Source organism: Mesorhizobium sp. P2_C7, assembly GCF_056404515.1.
Genome location: NZ_JBFUDW010000027.1, coordinates 1 through 22,150, shown reverse-complemented (window position 1 = coordinate 22,150; position 22,150 = coordinate 1). Strand labels below are relative to the sequence as shown.

At 59.7% G+C, this 22,150-nt stretch carries 14 protein-coding genes and 1 pseudogene; 5 read left to right on the top strand and 10 right to left on the bottom strand.

The features are described from left to right. Positions 1-20 precede the first annotated feature (20 nt). From speC to AC1D2G_RS33470, 3 genes are all read right to left on the bottom strand, one after another. On the bottom strand, positions 21-2,384 hold the full coding sequence (gene speC / locus AC1D2G_RS33480; protein ID WP_477419407.1) for an ornithine decarboxylase: 2,364 nt from the start codon (positions 2,382-2,384) through the stop codon (positions 21-23). Continuing rightward, positions 2,371-4,641: an Orn/Lys/Arg family decarboxylase gene (locus AC1D2G_RS33475; RefSeq protein ID WP_477419405.1), complete on the bottom strand. Its 2,271-nt coding sequence runs from the start codon at positions 4,639-4,641 to the stop codon at positions 2,371-2,373. Before AC1D2G_RS33475 ends, speC begins: the two co-directional genes overlap by 14 nt. Before the next feature lie 178 nt (positions 4,642-4,819). Next, positions 4,820-5,398, bottom strand: coding sequence for a VIT1/CCC1 transporter family protein (locus AC1D2G_RS33470; protein ID WP_477419403.1), 579 nt, complete (start codon positions 5,396-5,398; stop codon positions 4,820-4,822). 428 nt (positions 5,399-5,826) lie between these two features. On the opposite strand from AC1D2G_RS33470, the gene AC1D2G_RS33465 reads away from it, so the two are divergent. After that, the gene (locus AC1D2G_RS33465; RefSeq protein ID WP_477300209.1) at positions 5,827-6,702 is read left to right on the top strand and encodes a hypothetical protein; all 876 of its coding nucleotides are present in this window, start codon (positions 5,827-5,829) and stop codon (positions 6,700-6,702) included. A 48-nt stretch (positions 6,703-6,750) separates the two neighbouring features. Here the strand turns inward: AC1D2G_RS33465 and AC1D2G_RS33460 are convergent, their stop codons facing one another. Continuing rightward, on the bottom strand, positions 6,751-7,677 hold the full coding sequence (locus tag AC1D2G_RS33460; protein ID WP_477419401.1) for a cation diffusion facilitator family transporter: 927 nt from the start codon (positions 7,675-7,677) through the stop codon (positions 6,751-6,753). 375 nt (positions 7,678-8,052) lie between these two features. Between AC1D2G_RS33460 and AC1D2G_RS33455 the strand changes: the two genes are divergently transcribed. Further along, positions 8,053-9,975, top strand: a complete 1,923-nt coding sequence (locus tag AC1D2G_RS33455; protein WP_477419399.1) for a sensor histidine kinase — start codon at positions 8,053-8,055, stop codon at positions 9,973-9,975. A 194-nt stretch (positions 9,976-10,169) separates the two neighbouring features. Here AC1D2G_RS33455 and AC1D2G_RS33450 read toward each other — a convergent pair whose 3' ends face one another. The 6 genes and pseudogenes from AC1D2G_RS33450 to AC1D2G_RS33425 all read right to left on the bottom strand — a co-directional run. Continuing rightward, positions 10,170-11,270, bottom strand: a complete 1,101-nt coding sequence (locus tag AC1D2G_RS33450; protein WP_477419398.1) for a glycosyltransferase family 9 protein — start codon at positions 11,268-11,270, stop codon at positions 10,170-10,172. 137 nt (positions 11,271-11,407) lie between these two features. After that, the gene (locus AC1D2G_RS33445) at positions 11,408-12,106 is read right to left on the bottom strand and encodes a hypothetical protein (protein ID WP_477419396.1); all 699 of its coding nucleotides are present in this window, start codon (positions 12,104-12,106) and stop codon (positions 11,408-11,410) included. Further along, on the bottom strand, positions 12,103-12,741 hold the full coding sequence (locus AC1D2G_RS33440; RefSeq protein WP_245331086.1) for a hypothetical protein: 639 nt from the start codon (positions 12,739-12,741) through the stop codon (positions 12,103-12,105). Before AC1D2G_RS33440 ends, AC1D2G_RS33445 begins: the two co-directional genes overlap by 4 nt. Before the next feature lie 440 nt (positions 12,742-13,181). Further along, positions 13,182-13,988 (bottom strand): hypothetical protein, encoded by an 807-nt coding sequence (locus tag AC1D2G_RS33435; RefSeq protein WP_477228323.1) that lies wholly within the window; start codon positions 13,986-13,988, stop codon positions 13,182-13,184. 596 nt (positions 13,989-14,584) lie between these two features. After that, positions 14,585-16,750 carry a tetratricopeptide repeat protein gene (locus AC1D2G_RS33430; protein ID WP_477419394.1) on the bottom strand — a complete coding sequence of 722 codons (2,166 nt, stop codon included), beginning with the start codon at positions 16,748-16,750 and terminating at the stop codon, positions 14,585-14,587. A 154-nt stretch (positions 16,751-16,904) separates the two neighbouring features. Then, positions 16,905-17,321 (bottom strand): annotated as a pseudogene (locus AC1D2G_RS33425) (LysR substrate-binding domain-containing protein); the annotation flags it as partial. A gap of 265 nt (positions 17,322-17,586) precedes the next feature. Here AC1D2G_RS33425 and AC1D2G_RS33420 point away from each other — a divergent pair. From AC1D2G_RS33420 to AC1D2G_RS33410, 3 genes are all read left to right on the top strand, one after another. Continuing rightward, positions 17,587-19,128 carry a VOC family protein gene (locus AC1D2G_RS33420; protein ID WP_477419392.1) on the top strand — a complete coding sequence of 514 codons (1,542 nt, stop codon included), beginning with the start codon at positions 17,587-17,589 and terminating at the stop codon, positions 19,126-19,128. A 286-nt stretch (positions 19,129-19,414) separates the two neighbouring features. Continuing rightward, positions 19,415-20,053, top strand: a complete 639-nt coding sequence (locus AC1D2G_RS33415; RefSeq protein ID WP_477228325.1) for a response regulator transcription factor — start codon at positions 19,415-19,417, stop codon at positions 20,051-20,053. A gap of 387 nt (positions 20,054-20,440) precedes the next feature. Further along, a partial coding sequence (locus AC1D2G_RS33410) for a DUF5801 repeats-in-toxin domain-containing protein (protein ID WP_477419390.1) occupies positions 20,441-22,150 on the top strand: 1,710 nt, incomplete at its 3' end.

Sequence of the window (22,150 nt, the reverse complement as noted above, 5' to 3'; positions counted from 1 at the left end):
CTCCGGTGTGGATCCGGCCCTCACTCTTTGACCACGTAGGTGTGGAACTTGATGCGGCCGTCGATCCTCTCCTGGTAGACGCCCTGCACTTCGTAATTGAATCCGGGAAAGCGATTGAACGACTCCTCGAATGCAAGGAAGTAATCGAGCATCGGCCGGGCTTTCTCATCCCAGCGCTCGCCCGGGACCACCACGCCAATCCCCGGCGGGTAGATCAGCGCAAGCGTGGCCGATATGCGGTCCTTGATGTTGTCAAAAGCGACGTAGTCCACATCGTTCGAGACCAGTGCCTCATAAGCCTCCTTGGAGGGCATCGCCAATTCCGGGAAACTCGAGGCTCTGAAGCACTGCCGCTGAAGTTCCTTTATGTTCGCCGAGCGGTAGAAATCGTGCATCTCCTTGCAGATCTTGCGGATCGTGTATCCAGCATACCGCTGACTGTTTGCCGCACAGACGGTGGGCAAGATCTCGGCCAGCGGCGCATCGCGATCCCAAAGGTTCTTGAACTTGACCAGCTTGGCTATCAGCGTGTTGAGCTTGCTCTCGTCCTCCGCCGGAGTCATCAAGAAGAGGACGCTGTTCAGGTCGCACTTCTCGGCAACGACGCGCTGCTCGCGCAGGTAGTTGGCGACCACGGTCGCCGGGACGCCGAAGTTCAGGTATTTGCCGGTCGCGCGATCGATGCCGGGCGTCACCAACGCCAGCTTGTTGGGATCGACCATCGCATAGCCGTCGACGTAGCCCGCGTAGCCATGCCACTTGGCCTCGGGTTTGAAGTTCCAGCATTGCTGCTCGCGCTTCAGTATATCGGTAGGCAGACTTTCCCAGGGAACGTTGGCAACGTCCTTTGTGATCTTGGAATCGCGGATCGTCACCCGATCGGGCACGAATGGGTCGAAAAACCACTTCTCCTCTTCGTCCCGACCGTTCTCCTTGTAATACTGGCAGAATTCGCGAAGTTTCTTTCGGCATTCGATTCCAAGCGCAATGCACCGGTCCCAAAGCATCTCCCCGGCTTTGCCTTCGTGTATCTTGGCATTTACTTCTATCGAGGCGAACAACGGGTAGAACGGCGAGGTCGAGGCATTGATCAGGAACGACTCGTTGAACCGCTTGTGCTCGACATATCTGCGCTGGCCGCGGATATGGTCGTCCCGTTTGTGGATTTGGGACGCCTGCGAAAATCCCGCACCCTGCTTGTGAACAGATTGCGTGGAAAACAGACCCGCCATTTGCGGAGCAAGCTTCTCCAACCGCATGGGGCTGTGGTCTTCAAACAGCGGGTGGAAGGCGTTGTAGCCGATCCACGCCTCGTCCCAGAGGACGTAGTCGCAGAGGTGGCCGATCTTCTCAAGGACCTTGCGCACATTGTAAACGGTTCCGTCATAGGTCGCGAGTTGGATGCAGGCCAGCCTGAAGGGGCGCTCCGCATCGGCGCGCTCAGGATCTTTCAGGAGCGGATTTGCGCGTATCTGCTTGCGCAAATAGTCCTCGTCCCAGGCTTCCCAATCGACGGCGCCAATCATGCCGAAGGCGTTGCGCGCTGTCGGCAGGAAGATCGGGATGGCCCCGGCCTGGACCAGCGCGCCCTGGTGAAGAGACTTGTGGTTGTTGCGGTCGAACAGGACCAGATCCCCGCGCCTGAGCACGGCATTCGCCACAATCTTGTTGGAGGTGCTAGTCCCGTTCAGCACAAAATAGGTCTTGTCGGCGCCGAACACCTGTGCAGCAAAGCGTTGCGCCTCTACTGCCGGGCCTTCGTGGATGAGCAAATCGCCCAGATCGACGTCGGCATTGCACAGGTCGTTGCGGAATATGCTCTCGCCGAAATGTTTGAAGAACAGCTGCCCGGACGGAGACTTCCGATAGAACTGGCCTCCCTGATGCCCAGGACAATCGAACGCAATGTTGGCCTCACCGTCATAAGCCATCAGCCCGCCGAAGAAGGGTGGCAGCAGCGTTCGTCCATACATCAGGAGGCTGGCGATGACCTGTTTGGCGTAGAAGGCCGGCGTCTGCTGACCCAGATAGATGTATCCGTCGACCTGCCCTGTGAGGTCGAGGACAGCCATATCCGAAATCTGGTGGGAGTCTGCCAAGGCCCACAGCGGCGTCCGAAATCCAATTCCGCGGACAGCAAGGGCGAGCTTGCGGGTACCCTTCAGGCGATCTCCATCGACCAACGCGATATAGGCACCGACTGAAGCATCCTCGGAGACGTCGCGCTGGAGGTTGTTGCTAACCTCGATCTCGAAGTTCTCAGCGGCTATGTGGTCGAGAAGCTTCTTTGTCTGAGGGTCCTTCTCGTCGACAATCGCGACGATCTTGAGAAGCTTGTGGAAGGGGATCGCAGTGGTTGGTGATTTGACGTCACGCGGGATCATCGCTCACCTCGTTCGCTATGCAGTCGACAAGGTAGCGCCGGCCACTCGGCGTCGGCTCGAAGCGCAGTCCGTGAATATCCGTTTCGAAACCGGGGAATTTCGTGTCGAAATCGCGCGCGTAGAGCAGGTAGTCGTGAATCGACTTGGTAGCTTTGGTGAGGCGTTCGCCAGGCATGATCAGCGGAATGCCCGGCGGATATGGCACCACCATCACCCCGAGCGTGCGCCCCATCAGCCCGTCGATCTCAACGCTTTCCACACGGCCACGCACGAGGTTCTCATAGGCATCGCACGGCTTCATCGCCATCTCCGGCAATGTCGTGTACATCTCCCGCTGCGCCCTCGGCAGATTGTCCTGGCGATAGACCTTGTGCACCTGTTCACATAGGTCCTTGAGGCCCATTTCGCCGTAGTCTGCGGGATGCGCGTCGACCAGCGCAGGCAGCACATTCTTCAGCGGCGCGTTGTCATCGTACAGCTCCTTGAAATTGAGGAGCTCGGTTACCAGCGTGCTCCACTTGCCCTTGGTTATGCCCATCGAGAACAGGACAAGGAAGGAATAGAGCCCGGTCTTTTCAATCTCGATACGTCGCGCCGACAGGAATTTGACGACCACCGCTGCCGGGATGCCATGTTCCTGCATGTCACCGTTTGCCGATAACCCCGGGCTAAGGATCGTGACCTTGATCGGATCCACCAGCACATGGTTCTCGGCCAGACCCTCGAAGCCATGCCATCGACCGCCGGGCTTCAAGACCCACTCCGCCTTGCTCTCGGCTGGCCGTTTGGCGATGGCGTCCGGCTGCCACACGTCGAACCACCAGGAGTCCTTGACTTGTTTTCTGACCGCCGTCATGGCGCGACGAAAGCTCAGCGCCTCTTCTATCGTCTCCTGAACGAGAGCACGGCCCGCCGGTTGCTCCATCATTGCCGCGGCGACGTCGCAGGACGCGATGATGCCGTATTGCGGAGACGTCGACGTGTGCATCATGAAGGCATCATTGAAGCGGGCCATGTCCAGCCGCTTGTTCTCGCCATGCTGGACGTGGATCATCGACGCCTGTGACCAGGCAGCGAGAAGCTTGTGCGTCGAATGCGTGGCGAAAGTGATCGCGTTGGGCGATCGGGTCGGATCAGCGGACGAGATGCCGTGATAGCCGTCGTAGAATTCATGGAAATTGGCGTAGGCGTACCAGGCCTCATCGAAGTGGAGCACTTCGACCGAACTACCGATCGTTTTCTTTATCGCATCAACATTGTAGCAGAGGCCGTCATAGGTCGAGTTCGTGATCACCATTAGGCGGACCTTGCCGTTGCTCCCCTTGGCGAACGGATTTGCCGCGATCTTTTTCTTGATGGATTGCTGCGTGAACTGGTCCCTCGATATCGGGCCGATGATGCCAAGACCATTGCGCGACGGGATGAGATAGATCGGTACGGCGCCCGTCATGATCAGCGAGTGCAGGATCGACTTGTGGCAATTGCGGTCGCACAGGACCAGGTCACCGCGGCTCACGGTCCCGTGCCAGACGATCTTGTTGGCCGTCGACGTGCCGCCAACGACGAACAGTGTCTCGTCCGCCCCGAAAATGCGGGCGGCGTTGCGCTCGCCTTCGGCGATCGGACCGGTGTGGTCGAGAAGCGAGCCTAGCTTACCGACCGATACGGAGATATCGGACCGCAAGGTGTTCTCGCCGAAGAATTGATAGAAGAGTTGCCCGACCGGGCTCTTGCGGAACGCGACGCCGCCGCCGTGACCGGGCGTGTGCCAGGAGTAGCTGGCCTGCAATGTATACTCCATCAGCGCCTTGAACATCGGCGGGGGAAGTCCCTCGAGATAGAGCTGCGCCGCGCGCACGATCGCTCGTGCCATGAACTCGGGCGAGTCCTCGAAGAGCCGCATAAAGGCGTTGGCGTGCTTCAGCACGCTGATCGGGACCATCTCCGCGGTGAGTTCGTCGCCGAAGAGGAAGATCGGCAAACGTTCGTTGCGGCTGCGCTTGGTCGCCAGCACTTCCTCAAGCACCTGCCATCGCGTCGCGACGTCTTCCGATCCGTCGACGGAGATCAGCCAGCAGGATTCGTTGTTGAAGATTTTGACAAGTCGCCGGGCATCCTCGTAGTTAAGGCCGCCGACGACGCGGAAGCCTTCTTTCTCGATTGCGGCAGCGAGCTGCTGCATGCCCCGTCCAGCAGCGTTCTTGCCTTCGTAATCTTCATCGATGATCGCAATTGGGAACCCTTCAACCTCGTGCACCGTCCACTCCCAATGCCTGGCGTTCGCAGCATCTTGCTGGACGCCGTTCGATGGCGGCGCCGGCAAAGGTTGTTGCGCAGGTCAGACGACCTAAACAAGGAACGGGGTGTATGTTACTGTACTACATCTGCGCTCGGTCCCGACGCACTGTTCACGGCAAGATCGCGGCCCCCGGCCCTCATCCGCCCAGCGCGATAGTCAGGGCGACCAGCAAGCAGCCGAGCAGAACCATGGCAGCGGCAGTCAGCCATGGTCTGTACCCAGTCAGTTGTCCAAACGCGTAGCCGGCAAACAACATCATCGCCACAGCGATGGCGTTGGAGATTCGAAGCGCGGTCCAAGCGTCCTGCAGGAACAGGAAAGGCACTACGATCGGGATCGTCGAGGCGAAAACAAGAAGGAAGACGGCGACCGCACCCAGCAAGTCTTCGCGCTTGAGTCCCATCGACTCGCCTGGCATCCGCTCCTTCAACAGTGCTGCACGCATTCTGTCGAGATCGGCGTCCGTCAATGCCGACGCTACCGCGGAAGGCAGGTTCTGCAGGATAGCGGTCCTCGCCTCTTCGGCGGTGGCGGCTTGCTGCACTTTGGCAATTATGCGCCGCTCTGTGGCCCGGTCAGCGAGGCATCCCATCAGATACATGATGGCATCTACGAGGCCCCAGGCGAGATTGCAGCCGAGCGCGCCGACCAGCGTGGTGCGCACCTCAGATCGGTCACTTACAACACTCAAAGTCCCGGTAAAGGCCAATGCCATGATTAATCCGAAAAGCACTTCGGATATGCGCTCGATGGGTTCGAGCACCCGCCTGGAGGACACTGCATGTCCAGAGGACATCGGTTACCTCGCTCGAAGATTTGGCTGCGGCTGGCTGGAGCCTGCGGGTATCGCGGCCATCGCTGCGGCGCCGGAGTTGCCGACCCGCCCGCATTTCAGTTTCGCGCCAGTCGATACCGGGTGACGTGGCAGTCCGAGCGTGTCAGAGTTTGGGATTGTCATGACCTGAACGTCAACCTTGCAGCAAATTTCCGCAAGATTGGTCTTCCCTGCACGCGGACCATATCGACGTAAGTTACAGTAGCATTTCAGCCCAGACCCTTGCTGCACTGGCCGATCGGCAGTAGTGCCCAGTCGAATCGAAGCCCGACACGTCATGGCGTCGCAAGTTCGACAGGAGGCGGTCCATGTTGATTTCCAGGGATCCGCACGTTCAGAGCGTAGTGCGGATAGACTGCGACGCGGCTGGCCCGCGGGTCGTCATGTTCTGCGGCATTCATGGAGACGAGGTCAGTGGCATTCATGCGATAGAGAAAGTCCTCTATGACCTTTTCGGGGGCACGAGACTTTTGCTGCGCGGCTCCCTGACACTTGCCCGCGCGAACGAGCGCGCGATCGCTGCGGAGTGCCGCTATGTCAAACACAACATGAACCGCATGTTTCGCGAGGACTATGGACCAGAGATCGACCGCGGCTCCTACGAATTCCAACGGACGCAGGAGCTTAAGCCGTTGCTGGAGAGCTGCGACTATTTTCTGGATTTCCATTCCGCGCCGATCGCAAACGAACCGTTTCTGGTCGCCGAGCAAGACGCCGTCGAGTTTTATCGGCATCTCGGAATACCAAAGATGATGACCGGCTGGAGCAAGTTCTCGAGCGGGACCATCGGCGGCGATACCGAGAATTACGCCAATGCGCGAGGCGCAATGTCAGCGACTCTGGAATCCGGTAGCCACTTCGACAAATCTTCAAACGATGTCGCCTATCGGGCTGCCATTTCGCTGCTGTCCCTCCTGGGCATGATCGGGCACGATCCTCGTCCGGCGGCCGTCGATGCGGAGATCGTCGAGATGTATTCGGTCGTCACGAAGGAATTCGACGACTTCCGGTATGCGGGTGAGGCAAGCAATTTCAAGCTGTTGCCAAAAGGACAGGCGTTCGCCCATCAGAATGGACAGGCAATGACGGTGTCCGAGGATAGCTACCTGCTGATACCGATGAAGCCGAGCGACACGAAGCTTCACGAGGAGGTTTGCTACCTGGGCCGGAAGGTGCGGGGCTGACCTGGCACAACGCGATGCCCGACATCGGTCTGGCGCGCCACCCGGCTTTCACTCCGCCCAGTTGACGTCAGCGGTAAAGGCGATGGTCAGCCACCGATTGTGGCCTTCGTCCCCGATGGCCGCGCCGATCTGGTCGCGGGTGCGGTCCCACTCCTCGATGGTCCTCGGGGGCAAGTCCTTCGGCACGATGAAGTAAAGCTCTATCTGCGTGGCCCGCCCGACCTTGGCGACGTATGCCCGATGGGACAGGAACCCCTCGCGCTGCACTATTTCGGCGGCCACCCGATCGACGTGGGCCTTGAGATCCACGGGGGTGATGAGCAGGATCTCGGACAGGGCCTTGCGCACCGTCCCGACGGGAATAGGAATGATCACGAGGCAGACCAGCGCCAGTACGACAGGGTCCACGTATGGAGAGATCCAGCCAAGCGGCGTTCCGCCCGCCGCCTGTCCGATCAGGAATGCGATCAGAAGTGCCGAGGTTATTCCCGCCGACATCGTCCAGGCTTTAACGTCCAGGGCAACGAAGTCTGACTGCAGTCTCCTGTTTGCCCGCGCACCGGCCATAGCCATGGCTATACAGACCACCAACGTGATTGCGGCGTAGACGATGGCGACACCGAAGCGCAGCTCGTTGCCGCCGTACACAATGGTGATCACGGCGTTGATGAGGGCGTAGGTAGCGACCGTCATCAGCAAGGTGCCGTTAAGGCCCAACACAATAGGCTCCAGGTGCCAGAACCCCATCGTGAATCGATTGCGCAGCCTGCCCGACAGCGCGTCGGCCTTTGCCGATCGTACGATCAGGCTCGATACCCAAAGCGCCAAAATCGTCATTCCGGCATCGACAAGAGAATAGGCGCCATCAAAAGCGATGGAGAACGACCCGGACAGCAGGCCGAAGACGATTCCGAACGCCGCGACGCCTACCGTCGCGACAATCGAGGCTCGGAGGAAGCCCTGCTCGGTCAACATCTTGCCCTCTGAAAGCCTCAGCAACATCGTACATGCAACCGGCGCTATCGCAATAGTACCTGCAGTGGCCGTGGCCTGACCGCAAACTGGCGGTCGTTTCCCAAGCTGCCAAGCAGATCAACCCCCCGGGACAGCGCCTCGCCCAGTGCAAGCATCGCTGTTGCGGCCTCATCCACCAGATCACTTCGGGCATGTGTGGACGGCTCCTCGCTGGCAAGGGATTTCTTGACCTACTGCGGTCTCGGTTGGTGCGGCCAGCCCACATGGCCGGGCTCATCTTGCTAATCCCCACCAATAACGGCAGTCTAGGCTCTACTGGCTCGTCATCGGGTGGATGTCAGGCACCTTGGATGCTCCAATCGGGCGCCCGCAACCATGGATGGACTGATCGCCACCGATAGAGGCCGTGTAGTCGCATCGGGCTCATTGATGATGAATTGGCTGGTCAATAGGTGGATCGCCACCGCCGTCATTCTTTTGGTCTCGATTGGCGAGCCTGCCGCTCAGCCTAGGTCTGGCGAGCCTTCCGTTCAGCCGAAGCAAATCCTGTTCCTATATTCGTATGGCCGGGGTTTCCAGCCGTGGGCCACATGGGCCAGGGAAATCCGCGATGAACTGAACCAACAGTCGCCTTGGCCGCTGGACATCCAAGAAGATTCCCTCGTCACGGCTCGGGATGGCGACGACGCTGCTGAGGCCAAATTTGGTGAATATCTCAAGGCGCTCTACGCAACACGACGGCTCGATTTGATCGTCGCAATAGGTGCACCCGCGGCTCGCTTCGTCCAGAAACGGAGAATAGACCTATTTCCGACAACGCCGATGCTGCTTGCGGCTGTCGAAGTGCGCCGGGTTGGACAATCCATGTTGTCCGAGCGGGACGCCGTGGTTGGCACGCGCGTCGATCACGTCGCCCTTGTCGAAAACATTCTACGGCTGTTGCCGGAGACGAAGGCCATCGCGATGATAATCGGGAACTCGCCCCCTGAGCGATTTTGGATCGGCGACGTGCAACGGGAACTGAAGCCACTGCTAGACAACAAGGTTGAATTGATCTTTTACAACGAGCGGCCGTTCGAGGAGATCCTGAAGAAGGTTGCCAGTTTGCCGCCCGACAGTGCAATCTTTTACCAGCAGATGATGGTGGACGGCGCAGGTGCCGTTTATGGAGACAAGGATCCATTGAAGCGCATCTATGAGGTCGCCAACGCTCCCATTTTCACGTTCGACGAGTCTCTTTTCAACGGTCAAGCTGTTGGCGGCCCGATGTCTTCACCGACCGAGGGTGCCCGAGCGACGGCGGATGCCGCGGTCCGGATATTGGGAGGTGAGAAGGCAGGTGACATCAAGGTTCCTCCAATCGAATTCTCAGCACCGAAATACGATTGGCGACAGCTGCAGCGCTGGAACATTAGCGAGAGCCGCCTGCCCCCCGGGGGCGAAGTCTTGTTTCGGGAGCCAACGGCGTGGGAACGGTATTCCTGGCAAATTTCCCTTATTACTGCGGCTATTCTGCTACAGGCCGGGCTTATCCTGATCCTGTTGAATGAACATCGTCGGCGTCAAGCAGCCGAAGTGCAGTCGCGGCAGCGCATGGCAGAGCTTGCTCATGTCAATCGCTTCTCGACCGCTGGCGAGCTGACCATGTTAATTGCCCACGAAATAAACCAGCCTCTCGGCGCTATAATGAGCCACGCCGAATCCGCAGAACTTATCCTGCAATCATCGAGCCCCGATATCGCTGCACTCGGGGAAATCGTGAGCGATATTTTGGAGAATGACCAGCGTGCCAGCGAAGTCATCCAGAGGATGCGGAGCCTCCTGAAGAAGGTACCTTTTGAACTGAAAAGTCTCGATCTCAACGACCTTGCGCGGGAAACCGTCGAATTTCTTTCGACGTTGGCTCGCGGGCGAAAAGTCGAACTTCTTGGCGTGATCACGCCGGATGCGCTTCCGATACTCGGCGACCGCATTCAACTTCAACAAGTCATTCTGAACCTTGTGGTGAACGGGATCGACGCGATGAAGGAGACGCCGAGCGAAAATCGCATCATCAGCATCCGGACTTCGCGCGACCAAGAGTTTGCCGAGCTGTCCGTGTCTGATAGCGGACCGGGCATTCCCGACGACAAATTAGAACAGGTCTTCGAACCGTTTTTCACCACCAAGGCGGAAGGCATGGGCATGGGGCTATCCATCGCGCGCAACATTGTCGAGGCGCACGGTGGGCTGATGCGTGCGAAAAATCAGGATCACGGTGGTGCGTCGTTCCGGATTAGACTTCCTCTTGTTCGATAGTTGGCAATCTAATTTCTGCCAAGCGTTTAGCTGGGTAGCAAGGCCAGCGCCCGAGGCGAAGCGGCATTGATCGGTGAGCGCACAAGGTCGCGTTAGCGTCTGGAAGCTGACGTCGCCGGACGTGCACGATCCTTGTCGACATAGGCCTGCAGGGCCTTCTTCACGGTTTCAAGCGGGCCGGTCATGGCTGGAGGTCAATTGGCCGTCTTATTGGCCAGTTGTCTCACTGCGTCTATCAAGTCTCGTGTCGCTTGAGCAACCTTGGCAACTGGTAGTCGATGAACGCAGTAGACGCCGCCCGGGTTGTCGGGTTTGCACAATCCGGGCGCAACACACTGGCAAGGCAACGGCGGCTCAACGGTGCGGTGAAGCACCCCAAAAGGCCCCCAGATGTCGGGGGGCGTCAGGCCATACAGGCCCACAACCGGAGTTCCGACTGACGCAGCCAGGTGCATTGGGCCGCTCTCGTTTCCCAGAAAGATAAATGCATCCGAAAGCAATGCTGTTAGTGTCTCAAGCGAGGCTTTGCCAACAACGCTCACCAATGGCGACGCTGCCGCATTCAATATAGCTTGCGCGGTCGCGCTCTCATCAGGTCCACCAATCAGCAATGACCGCAGGCCCTTGGTTGCATAAACCTCGTCGATTACTGCAGCGAACCGTTCAGGTTGCCAACACCGCCCTTCGAACCTTGCTCCAGCGTGTACTGCGACGAAAGCCTTTACGGCCAGATTGCTTTGCGCCAGAATCTGGGTAGATGCGCTTCGCCCGACTGGTGTGGGTTCAAGCCTCGGTGTCACTTCTCGCAATTCTATCCCAAGCGCTTCAAGCGGGGACAGATATCGGTACAAGTAGTGCGCGCCTCCATGGCCGAAGGTTTCAGCAAATATATTAGCAGGCTGAACTTCCCAAAATTTCATGGGCTTTTCCGGGGGATTGTATCCAACGCGCAGGGGGGCGCCGATTGACCTGTGCAATATCCGTGATGTCTTCGAGTCGGTTACGTCAATGGTGAGATCGAATTTTCGGCGACGCAGGTCAGCGACCAAGCCTGAATATTCCTTCACTCGCTGAGGCAGACTTCTACCAGCACCTCGACGGTCGAATCCGATGGCCACGTCTGCGATATTCTGGCTGACTACGAAGTCTCGCAGGCCAGAAGCGCAAAGCATGGCTATCGCAGCGTTTGGGTAAGCGAGGCGCAGATTTCGCACGAGCGCCGAGGTCAGAATGACATCCCCGATGAACTTCGTCTGAATAACGAGAATGGACTTGATAGCCAGCCGATCAGCCATCGAGATATTCAGCACATCGACCTCACGAAGGGCGGGTCAAATTGGTCATTGGTGGGCGCCCAACGTCCAATCGAGCTCACGGTTCCGGCTAATGGATATCCCTCTTTTCAACAGCGAAGCAAGGTCGTCTGTCGTCGTCATGGCATCTGTCCCTGCCACAAGGGCAATCCACTTTCTGCAGCGAAGTCTCTATCCTCTGCGTAGATTGGCTCGCCTCTTTTCACCACCCGTCGAAGCAAATCCGCATCTTCGTCGGCATGATATCGAAAGGCATTTCGGGTGTCGTATCCATGCCCGGCTTGGGACAGCGAAAACCCGCTGACGACAACAGGAGCGAAACCGGCGAAACGCGCCAGCATGATCGCGAAGGCTCCGGTTGAGATTTTCCGGTGCCAGCCGCGCGACACATGATATTTGCCGCTAAGCCGCCAGACGATGTTGGCAAGCTGCCATCTTGTAAGCGCCTGCAAGGTGCCATAGCGATAATCAAAGGTGCGACAACCGGCTATCAGCTTGTCTTCAACGTCCGGCCAAATCGGGATGATAAGATGCTTTGCCTGCCGTCCTTTCAACAAATCGCGCTTGTAAAAATCCTGCTCGTCCCGGCCGACCAAAATGCCGCGGCGGAGCACGGCGATGTCGGGAACTGGGAGACCGAAGGTTTCCGCCAAAAGCTGGGAAGCATTGACCGTCACCAGTCCCCAATCGGCATCATGCCCCTGCGGGAGGCGAAAATTCGGCGCTGCCCCCATCACCAAGGCGGGACCGGTGACACTGGGCAAGCGAAGAATTGGCTTTGAGAAGGTTGGCAAGAGGTCCGAAAGCGAAGTTTTCATGCGGGAATCTGAACCGCATGTTCCTCAAACGCGCGCAGAATGCTCTCTTCTCGGCTCCACAATTCGTCCCATTGCGTGGCGCCGGACCAGCCCGCAAACCAAGGACCGCCGAGCGTGTAGTGCGCCAGCGAGACATCGGCGGGGTCGAGTTCGGTAGCTGAAGCCCCTACGAGGTAGTTCCATGCCAGAGGCAATTCCCCGATCTCATGGTCCTCAAGCCATTTGAAGGCGTGGAGGTCACGTCCGGGCCACGTATTGAGCATCTCGTTGGTCAGCCGTTTGTTGGCCGGATGATCCAGATTCCACAAAACGACCGACGACCAGTTTTTGCGGCGATAGAACGTCTGCGTTTGTCCGTCCATCTTGACCGCTTCGGATTCGCGTTGCTGGTGCTTGACCGCCATAATCGCGTAGGAAGGATCGACCAGGTCGAGCAGCTTGACTGGATCCTTCAGAAACAGGACGTCGCAATCGCAGAACATGGCCCAGCCGCCTTGCCTCATGAACGGAACGGCAAAGCGCGATATGGCAAACTCGGTCGACATCGGTGCCTCGGAAATCGGGCACCAGAGCTTGCCATCACGTACCACCATCGGTCGCTTCATGATTCCTTGCGCTTCAAGGTCTTTGAGCACGAGTGGCTGTATCTGCAACGGCGTGCTTGTCCGCCGGTAGGCGCTCCATCGCGCTACGTCCAGAACTCGGGATTCGCGTGGGTCATACCCAATGTAGATTGGTATCACGTGGCAACTCTATAATTTGATGTGAATTTACTCGAATTAAGCATGGCAGCACTGCAAGCGGAAGACCGAAGTACAGTGCCACAAGTCACTCCCACCCCACGCCTGCCGATGAACCGCCGGCGGCGCCCCTCGGGCGCGCCTTCGCGGCGCGCCGGCTGGACGAGCCCGGCCCGATGAACAACCGGGCTTGGTGATGATTTCGTCGCCGCGGATGGCGGCGAAGTCGGAGATGTCCTGCTGGTCAAGCCGGTCCAGCCACTCGCGGCTTCCCGTTGTCGGTTCAGGCATCAGTCGGCGATCCTCGGTCTTCGACATAAAACGCGGCTACCAACTCATGTGCCCGGTATGAACCAGCCCAAATTCCGGATCTCGTTGCCGATAAAGTTGCCCACCCGTTTCCCCCGGTTACGCAGGATGCGCAGCAACCCGCTATCCACAAAATACGTCAGGAGGATGCTGTCCCGTGTTGTCACTTCCGGCCCCACTATGTCCGCCGAGTGCCACGTGTCCTTGTCTACCGCGAAAGCATAGCCCGTGTTCGGCGCGAAACGCATCTGCATCTTTTTCGCCAGCCCGCCGCCCGGCAGCTCCTCGTGAAAGATCGTCCCGATGTTGGTGTGCGCCTCGTCTGGTGGCAGGTAAAGCTGCACCGTGATGCCCTTCCAATGTGTATCCGTGTGCGGCGGAATTTCGTAGCCCGGAATGTCACGCGTTAGGATGGGGATTGGAAACATGCCCACCTCGGCCAAGCCGGGCCCGAACCGTCGCCCCATCGCCGGTGCCAGTCGGCGACGGAAAGCGTTCTTCACCGGCTCGGAACAAAGCGCTTTGCCAACCACGTTCCACACCGTCCGCTTCGCCGACGGCAGATGTCGGATGTTTTCCGGAAAGAGATCGATCTTCACCCGCGTGGACGCACCCATCGCATCCCGCTGTTTGGACCGGCCGTGCATCGGTCGGTAATCCGCATACACCGGCAGCGCCGCCAGCATGGATTTATAAACATCCTCCGGAAAGACCCGGTCGAACTCGAGATGGTAAAATGGCCCTTCCACCGCGCGCGCGGCCTCTACGGACTTCGCTACAAATTCCGCCAGCTTTCCTGCGGTTATAGTTTGATCAGCATTTGGAACACTCATATCGTCTCCTATTGAAGCCATACATAAAACAGCCCAAATCCGCCCACAAGCACATTTGGAAATGCTGCCGCTTGCTGCGAAATCCGGCGCATCGGTCTCCGACCCGGCATCGGCCGTGGTCAACTCAGGATCGCCTTGCCGCAATAGCTGCGGTTGAAGTCATGGGAGTCCTTATCTACTCGGTCGTAGCTCGCATAGAATACGGTGAGGCCGCCGCTATGATAACGGCGACCTTGTTGGGAGGTGGGCTAAACGGCCTTGCTTAACCGCAGACGAGCAAGCGATTAACTCACCGGCGGCGCTTGGCTGTCGAGTATGCGGGCAATCTGCTCACAGGTCCTAATTCGCTGGCTGCGCGCGTTACACTCCTTTCACGCATCATCACATCGAACACTCTGAGCAAATTGAGGTCGATATCATCGAAATTCATGAGACCTTCCTCGTTTTCACTATGCCTCGCTCGCACACTAACATCGTTTTCAACGCGCCGGACGAACGATGCCATTGCAGGCACAGGGGTGACTTGAACGCGACCTTTGGCCTGTAGGAGCAAATCGCGAACAGCTCTGATATTCGCCGGCAGGTCCCGGGCGGCCTTATTTGACGGCCGAGAACTCAAAACGATCGAAACGGAAGACTGCCGTATACTCGTTGCGTCGCTCCGGCGTCCCGGCAGGATTGCGGAAGATCGCGCCGCAGGTTGTCTGAGTTTTCGGAATGGCATCGCACAGGAAGTTCTGCTGCACCCAACTGGTTCCTTTGTCTATCCATGCGCCTCCCCCGCGCAGGTCACGACCGAGGATGAGCGACTTGATCTCCGAACCGGTAAGCCGGTCCTTCGCATCCAGATCGACCGCTTCCGGCAACTCCGGCAGACCGGCCTTGTCCAGGCCGTCCAGCAGACGCCCGATGTCAGCCGGATTCTTGAACACGAAATACCTCTGCGTGACCAGTTGATTTGCCCCACCATCCTTTCGTTCCAGCATGACGTTCCTTAGCCTGTCACTATAGGCCGCGACCTGGTCACTGCGCCCCAGATGCGCGTAGGCCGAAACCAACACCTGCAGGCCGTAGAATTTCGGCCATGGATCGGGCGATTGGAGATCGATCCTTTCAAGGTAGTCGACGGCTTCCTCGAAACGACCCTGGCCAAATTCAGCCAGCCCGGCCTGGTAGTGCCGATGGTCATTGCCGCCTGGATCGACACGGTTGGCCGCGACGAGATAGTCGCGCGCCTCGTCCGGCCTGCCGTTGAAATTCAGGGCTTCTGCCAGCCCGACATAGTTCAGGGGATCGCTCGGGTCGAGCGCCACTGCCTTGAACATAAGCGCGACTGCCTCGTCGGACCGGTGCTCGCGAACCAGCAAACTGGCGACGAGCTGATAGTAGGACGGCGAAGGATGCTTGGCCGCCTCCCCAAGGTACTTGTAGACGTTGTACAGCGCACCGATGTCCGAAACGGTCAAAGCTTGGCCCCGCGGCCCGTCCATGTCCCAATAGGCCCATGCGAGCGAGGCTGCCGCCGCGCCGAAATTCGGATCGAGTTCCAGCGCCTGCTGGAAAAACCGCACCGCCTGCGCAAACTCGTTTGGAGTATTGCGGCGACTGTAGATTTCCATGCCCTGGAGGTAAGCTTCGTAGGCTGCAGGATTGCGCGTGCCGCCCGCGACATCTGCCTTGCCCTGGGCGCTGACGAGACGGAGCTTGAGCGCGCCTGCGATGCTGACGACGACCTTGTCCTGCAGTGCAAACACATCCGTCCACTGGCCGTCGAAACGCTCTGCCCAAAGATGGCCGGTGGTCGAGCCGTCGATCAATTGCGCGTTGATACGCATGTCGTCGCCGACCCGACGTATCGAGCCCTCCAGTATGTACCGGACACCAAGCGCTGCGGCGACGTCAGCGGCTTTTGTCTCCGTGCCCTTGTAGGTGGAAGCCGCGTTTCGCGATACGACGAACAGGCCGGGCACGCGTGCAAGTTCTGTGGTCAGGTCCTCGGTGAAACCGTCAACCAGATAACCTTGCGCCTTGTCGTCGCTGAGATTGTCAAATGGAAGCACGACGAGGGATGGCCGGGTGTCGGCTTTCGCATTGGCCGTCAGAGCGGTGGGCCGAAGCGGTGGCTCCCACGGTCGCCACCACGCTGCTGCAAGGCCGACTGCGACGACAAGGGCCCCAACAGCGATGGCCAGATTGCGCCTGAAGTGTGGGTGTCGATTGACGGCCATGGGCTTTCCCGCCACCGCGGGATCGAGCAGCACCCGGTACGCCTGCACCGGTTCGGCGATGTTCTTCAGCTTCTGTTGGCCCATCGGCTCAAAGCCGAAAGCCAGCTTCTTCTCAACCTCTTTTGCGACCTTTGCCGAGACACAGATGCCGCCAGGATCCGCTAGTTGTTGGAGCCTGGCGGCGACGTTGACGCCCTCGCCATATCGGTCCTCGCCTTCGACAATCACCTCGCCGAGATTGATCCCGATCCTGACGCGAATCCGATGATCCTCGGCAACGGCGGCGTTGCGTTCCGCCAGGGCGCGCTGCAACGACACGGCACATTCGACCGCGTCCACGACGCTGCCGAATTCGGCCAGCAGTCCATCGCCCATCAGCTTGAAGATATGGCCGTGATGGCGGGCAATCTCAGGCTCGAACAGGTCCTTGCGTTGAGCACGGAGGCGCTCGAACGTGCCGGCCTCGTCGCGTTCCATCTGGGCGGAATAGCCCACGACATCGGCAGCGAGAATGGCGGAAAGCTTACGGTCCATCGATCTGGCCTGTCCCCCGTGAAGTATAGACCTGGTCATACTGAAATGAAACGACCGACCTCTCCGGCGTCCGTTGCCGGTGTCTCGGGATCATCCAGCAAAAGCCGTCGATGGCCCTGCTCCGTACCGTCGCGGGGCCGAGAGAGGCGATGCTCTATCCAAAATGTTCGATCAGCAATTCGGTGGGGACGCGGATCTTCCGCGCAGGGTGCTGTCCAGGTGGGCGGACGACGAATATGCCGGCCTCGGGGAGCGGATAGCGTGTCATCACCGGGACCAGGGCGCCGGAAGCAACATGGCTCTCGGTTACGAAATCCGGCAGCGAGGCGATGCCGAGCCCCGCGACTGCGGCGGCGGCAAGGGCGGTGCCGCTATCCGCCTTGAACCGCCCCTGTGGGTGAACGGTGATCGTTTTGTCGCCGTCCATGAATTGCCAGGTTTCCGTCCCTTGCATGACGGTCTGGTGGGTCAGGAGTTCGTCCGGCGTCTCGGGTGCCCCATGCGCCTTGATATAGTCCGGGCTGGCGACGAGCTTACCGCGGATCGGTTCGATGCGACGCGCGATCAGGTGTTCCCGCGGCCGTCCTTGGGGCCGATCCGGCGGTGCCCGGCGGCCGCCGTGTCCTGTTTGCCTCAGGGGACGAGCCATCGGCACGGGCCACCATTATCGACCTGATCGAGCGCCTCGGCTTCGCCGCAGTCGATCTAGGTGGTATCACCGAAGGCGGCCGTGCCCAGCAATTCGGCGGCGGCGTTGCCGCAAAGCAATTTGTTCAACTCGGATGACCAGCACTCGCCGATGATGGCAAGGAACGGTTGAGGAAGGCATCGACCGAATGACATCGGGCATCCACCACATCACGCTGGTTACACGCAAGGTCCAGGCCAACGTCGATTTCTATGTTGGCTTTCTCGGACTGCGTCTGGTCAAGCGGACCGGTGGTTTCGAAGACGCCGAGCAACTCCATCTGTGCTACGGCGACAGCATCGGTTCGCCAGGATCTCTGATCACCTTCCTCGTATGTGAGGACGGATCACCCGGCCGGGTTGGCCTCGGCCAGGTCGCCGAAATTGCGCTTTCCGTCGAGCCCCGCAGCATCGGCTTCTGGCTGACGAGGTCACTGCAGTTCGGACTGACGCAGGAATTCGGCGAGCCAGTGCTGCGCCTGACCGATCCGGACGGTGTAGCAGTCAAGATCGTGGGAAGCGCACTGCCCGCACGTGCGTCACCGGCCGACAGCCGAGGAATCGAGCCGGCCGATGCAATCCGCCGCGTCCGTGGCGCGACGATTTTCTCGGCGGTTGCCGAGCAGACGTCGGCATTCCTGCAGGACTATTTCGGCTATCGCCCGCTCAAGCACGCCGGGGCCGTGCAGCGCCTTGTCTCGGACAGCGGGGATGTTGTCGATGTCCGTGATGCCGTCGGTTTCTGGCCAGGCGCGCCCGGAACCGGCGTGGTCGACCATATCGCCTTCCGCACGCCGGACATTGCTGCCCTGGAGACGGTGGAGCGCCGACTTGCAAGCCGCAACTCCAGCGTCACCAATGTTCACGACCGCAAGTATTTCGTATCTCTCTATGTCCGTGAGCCGGGAGAGACCCTGTTCGAACTCGCAACAGACGGACCCGGGATGACGGTCGATGAACCCATCGAAACCCTCGGCTCGGTGCTCTTCGTTCCGCCTTCCGACGCCGAGCGGGCCGACGCCATCCGCACGCGGCTGCCGCAATTTTCGATGCCTGGCGAGGATCGCATCCGGTATCTCGACCTGCCCTTCGTGCACCGGTTCCATGTGCCATCCGACCCTGACGGCACAACGCTCGTCCTGTTGCATGGGACCGGCGGTAATGAAGCCGACCTGATGCCGTTCGCGGCAAGCCTGGCGCCGCGCGCTACCTTTCTGGGGGTGCGCGGGCGCAGCGTCGAGGAGGGCACCTTGCGCTGGTTCCGCCGATTTTCGGCTACCTCGTTCGATCAAGCCGACATAAGGGCCGAGGCAGCTGCCTTTGCCGCCTTCATGGATGGCGCAATCAGCGGCTATCGGCTTGTCCCGGAGAAGCTGGCGTTCCTCGGATATTCCAACGGCGCCAACTTTCTGGCGGCGGCCATGCTGCTCCATCCGCCCCTGGCCCAGCGCGCGATCCTGCTTCGCCCCTCCTTGGTCCTCGAGGCCCGACCGGACGCGGATCTGTCCGGCTGCCGGATAGTGATGATCGAGGGGCGCGATGACCCCTATGCATCGCTTCTCCCGGGTCTTGCGGCGTTGCTGAGCGCGCATCATGCCACAGTGTCCGCCCTGACAGTGCCTGCTGGCCACGAACTGAGCGATGCCGATCTGCACGTCCTGGGATCGTTGATAGAAAACTGGCTTGCCTGATGCATGAACTGCGCTGCGAACTCATGGGGAGTTGTGGCAGCGGTTGCGAGCATAGCGTCCACGACCTCGGCCCCCCATCGTCGTCGGAATGCACTGCCGCACAATCCGGCGGCGTCAGCCTGGTCTACAGCCCTGCGGCCGTGTCCGCTCGGGTATGCTCGACAGCCTCGGGTCGATATTATAGCATTAACTATATTAGTGATTGCTTGACAAAATGCCTAACCTCTGGTTTCCTGACTTGCCGGGTATTGAAACAAAGTTTGTTGCGTTTCCGGACGGTGTTCGCATGTCGACCTTGGTTGTCGCGGACCCGCGGGGGGTGTATCTCGCCGGTCTGGAATGGGTTCTGCGGAAGGCTGGGCACGATGTCGTCGCTCAGTGCCGCCGTCCTGTCGACATTGTCCCCAATGTGGAGCGCCATCGGCCCGATATCGTGATCGTCGGCCTGGATATCGCGGACCCGCGCATGGCCGGTATTTCCTCCCGGCTGAAGGCCTGCGACAGCGCTCTCGGCATCATCTTCATCGTGCAGCCGAACGGCAGGCTCGACATCAAGGAAATACAGGCGCTCGACGGCGACGGCCTGCTTCTGGACGGCATCAGCCATCGCTATCTTCTCGAATGCGTGAATGCGGTGGCGGCAGGCAAGAAATGGATCGACAACAAGATCGTCCAGCAACTGCTGATGCCAGAACCGCAGCACCAGCCGACGTCCAGGCTGACCGGGCGGGAGACCGAGATCGCCGATCTCGTCTCGCGCGGGTTGCGCAACAAGACCATCGCGCAGCGGCTGCATGTATCCGAAGGCACGGTGAAGATGCACCTGCATCATGTCTACGAGAAGCTGCATCTCGATGGCCGGGCCGAACTGGCCTGGGTGTCGCATGGCAAGGGCGCCGAGCGTCCAGGAACCGGCCCGCTCTGATCATCGCTTTCCGCTGGCATCGACAGGGTGCAGCTACAAAACGAAAAGCCGCCTGACGGCATCGACCTCGATGCCGTCGCGATCGCCGGCGGCGCCCGCGCCGGCCTGATCTATCGAACGATATATATCGTTCGATCAGGTATGGGCATTCACCCCAATACTATCGAACCGAGAATGGACGCGCCCACTTCATTGGCGGCAAATTGACGGATTGAAGGCCGCAGATTCAGTGGGCCAGGGGATGCGCTGGGGTGGGTGCATCGGCATCTGGGGGCTGGGCCCCCGTCACGTGATAGGGGAGCACAGCAATGACCATCAGCTTTATTCTCAACGACGAGGCCGTCAACGACCAGACCACCGGGCTGCAAACCGGCGACAACGTCGACGATGCCTTTACGGACACCGATTGTCGCGTACTCCGCTTTGCCGGCCTCGTTCCGGACCTATCTCGAATCAACTCTCGGGCTGAATTCCGCGTTCCCGGCCAGCATCGGCGTCGCGACCAAGACGAACTCGGTCACCGTCAACGCCACCGCCGGCTCCCAGCTCGTCGGCACTACGTTCACCGACGGCAATGGCGGCACCCTCAATGGCGATGATAGCGGGCTCAACACCCTCGGCGGCAAGGATATCCTGCTCTTCGCCGATGGGAACAACACCGTGATCGGTCGCTATGACAGCGATGGCAACGGTATTGTCAACAATCTGGACGCGATCGCCTTCGTCGTCTTCAAGCAGGACGTGATCAACGCCGGCGCGACCAGCGACCAGGTGACCTTCAACATTGTCACCTATGTTCCGATCTTCCATGGCGGCAACCCCAACCCGGACGACGCGGTCGATCTCGGGAACACCCTCAAGCTCGCGGCGAGCGAGACGCTCAACTTCGGCTTTGCCGGAGCGCCCTCCGGCAGCAACCTGTTCATGACCTTCGGCGATCCAAACTCCACCCAGATCGTGGTGATAGGGAAAGATCCATTGAACCAGTCCGAGGGCGGAAACATCTCGACCAAGGATGTGCTCAATATCAGCCAGGCCGGCAGCACCACCTCGTTCGGCGTCAACGGCAACGCGATCAACCCTACCGAGGGGGCGTACATCACCTACGTCTCGGGCACGAACACGAACTTCCTCGTGCCGAATCTGGACCAGAACGAGGCCGATGTCGAAGCCAACATCGACTTCCAGAATGTCGTCAGTGCGACGGGAGCATCCTTCACCGTCAACCAGACCAATCCGGGCATCGGACCCGTGACCGTCAAGATCTCTGCCTTCACCACCGTCGCGGAGTCGGGAGTGAACTTCGTCGACGGGCTCACCAACGACACGCACGTCGCCATCACGTCGTTCTCGCTGACAAACGTCGTCGTCAAGACAGGCAATACGCAATATACTCCGGCCGCCTCGATCGACGCCAACGGCGACTTGATCATCACGGGCCTAAGCAGCGGCGACACGGTGCAGTGGACGACAAGCGGAACCCATAATCGGGTGCTGATCGAGAACGTCAGCAACGCGGATAGCGATCCCAGCAACGACAACAACACTTTCGACATAGGCGGCTTCGGCATCGTGACATCCAACTCCGCCTCGGAGTTCGTCGGCCAGCAGATCGTGATCGAAGATGACGGCCCGACGGCGGGCATCGTCCAGGGCGCTCCCACGGTGGCGCATGACGAGACCGCGGGCATCCAGGCAGATGCCGACGACACCACGGCACCCGCGGTTGTTGCCCTGTTTGCGGGCGTCAGCAATGTCAGCTCCGATCTGAGCCCGACCGGCTACGCGCAGGACCCAGGCGCGGTGGTGTCCTCCACCGGAAGCTCGTTCGGCACCGATCAGGCAGGTGGCACGACGGCATTCTCGCTGGCGGTGTCCGCCGCCGGCGTGGATTCCGGCCTCGACACGACCGCCGGCACCAGCATCTTCCTGTTCAAGGAAGGCGATCTGGTGGTCGGCCGCATCGGCGGGGCCGGTGGGGCGGCGGCGTTCGCTGTCGCCATCAACAGCACGACCGGCGTCGTCAGCGTGGCGCAGTATGCCTCGATCCATCATCCGACCCCGGGAGCCAGCCACGACGAGTCGGTGAACATCACC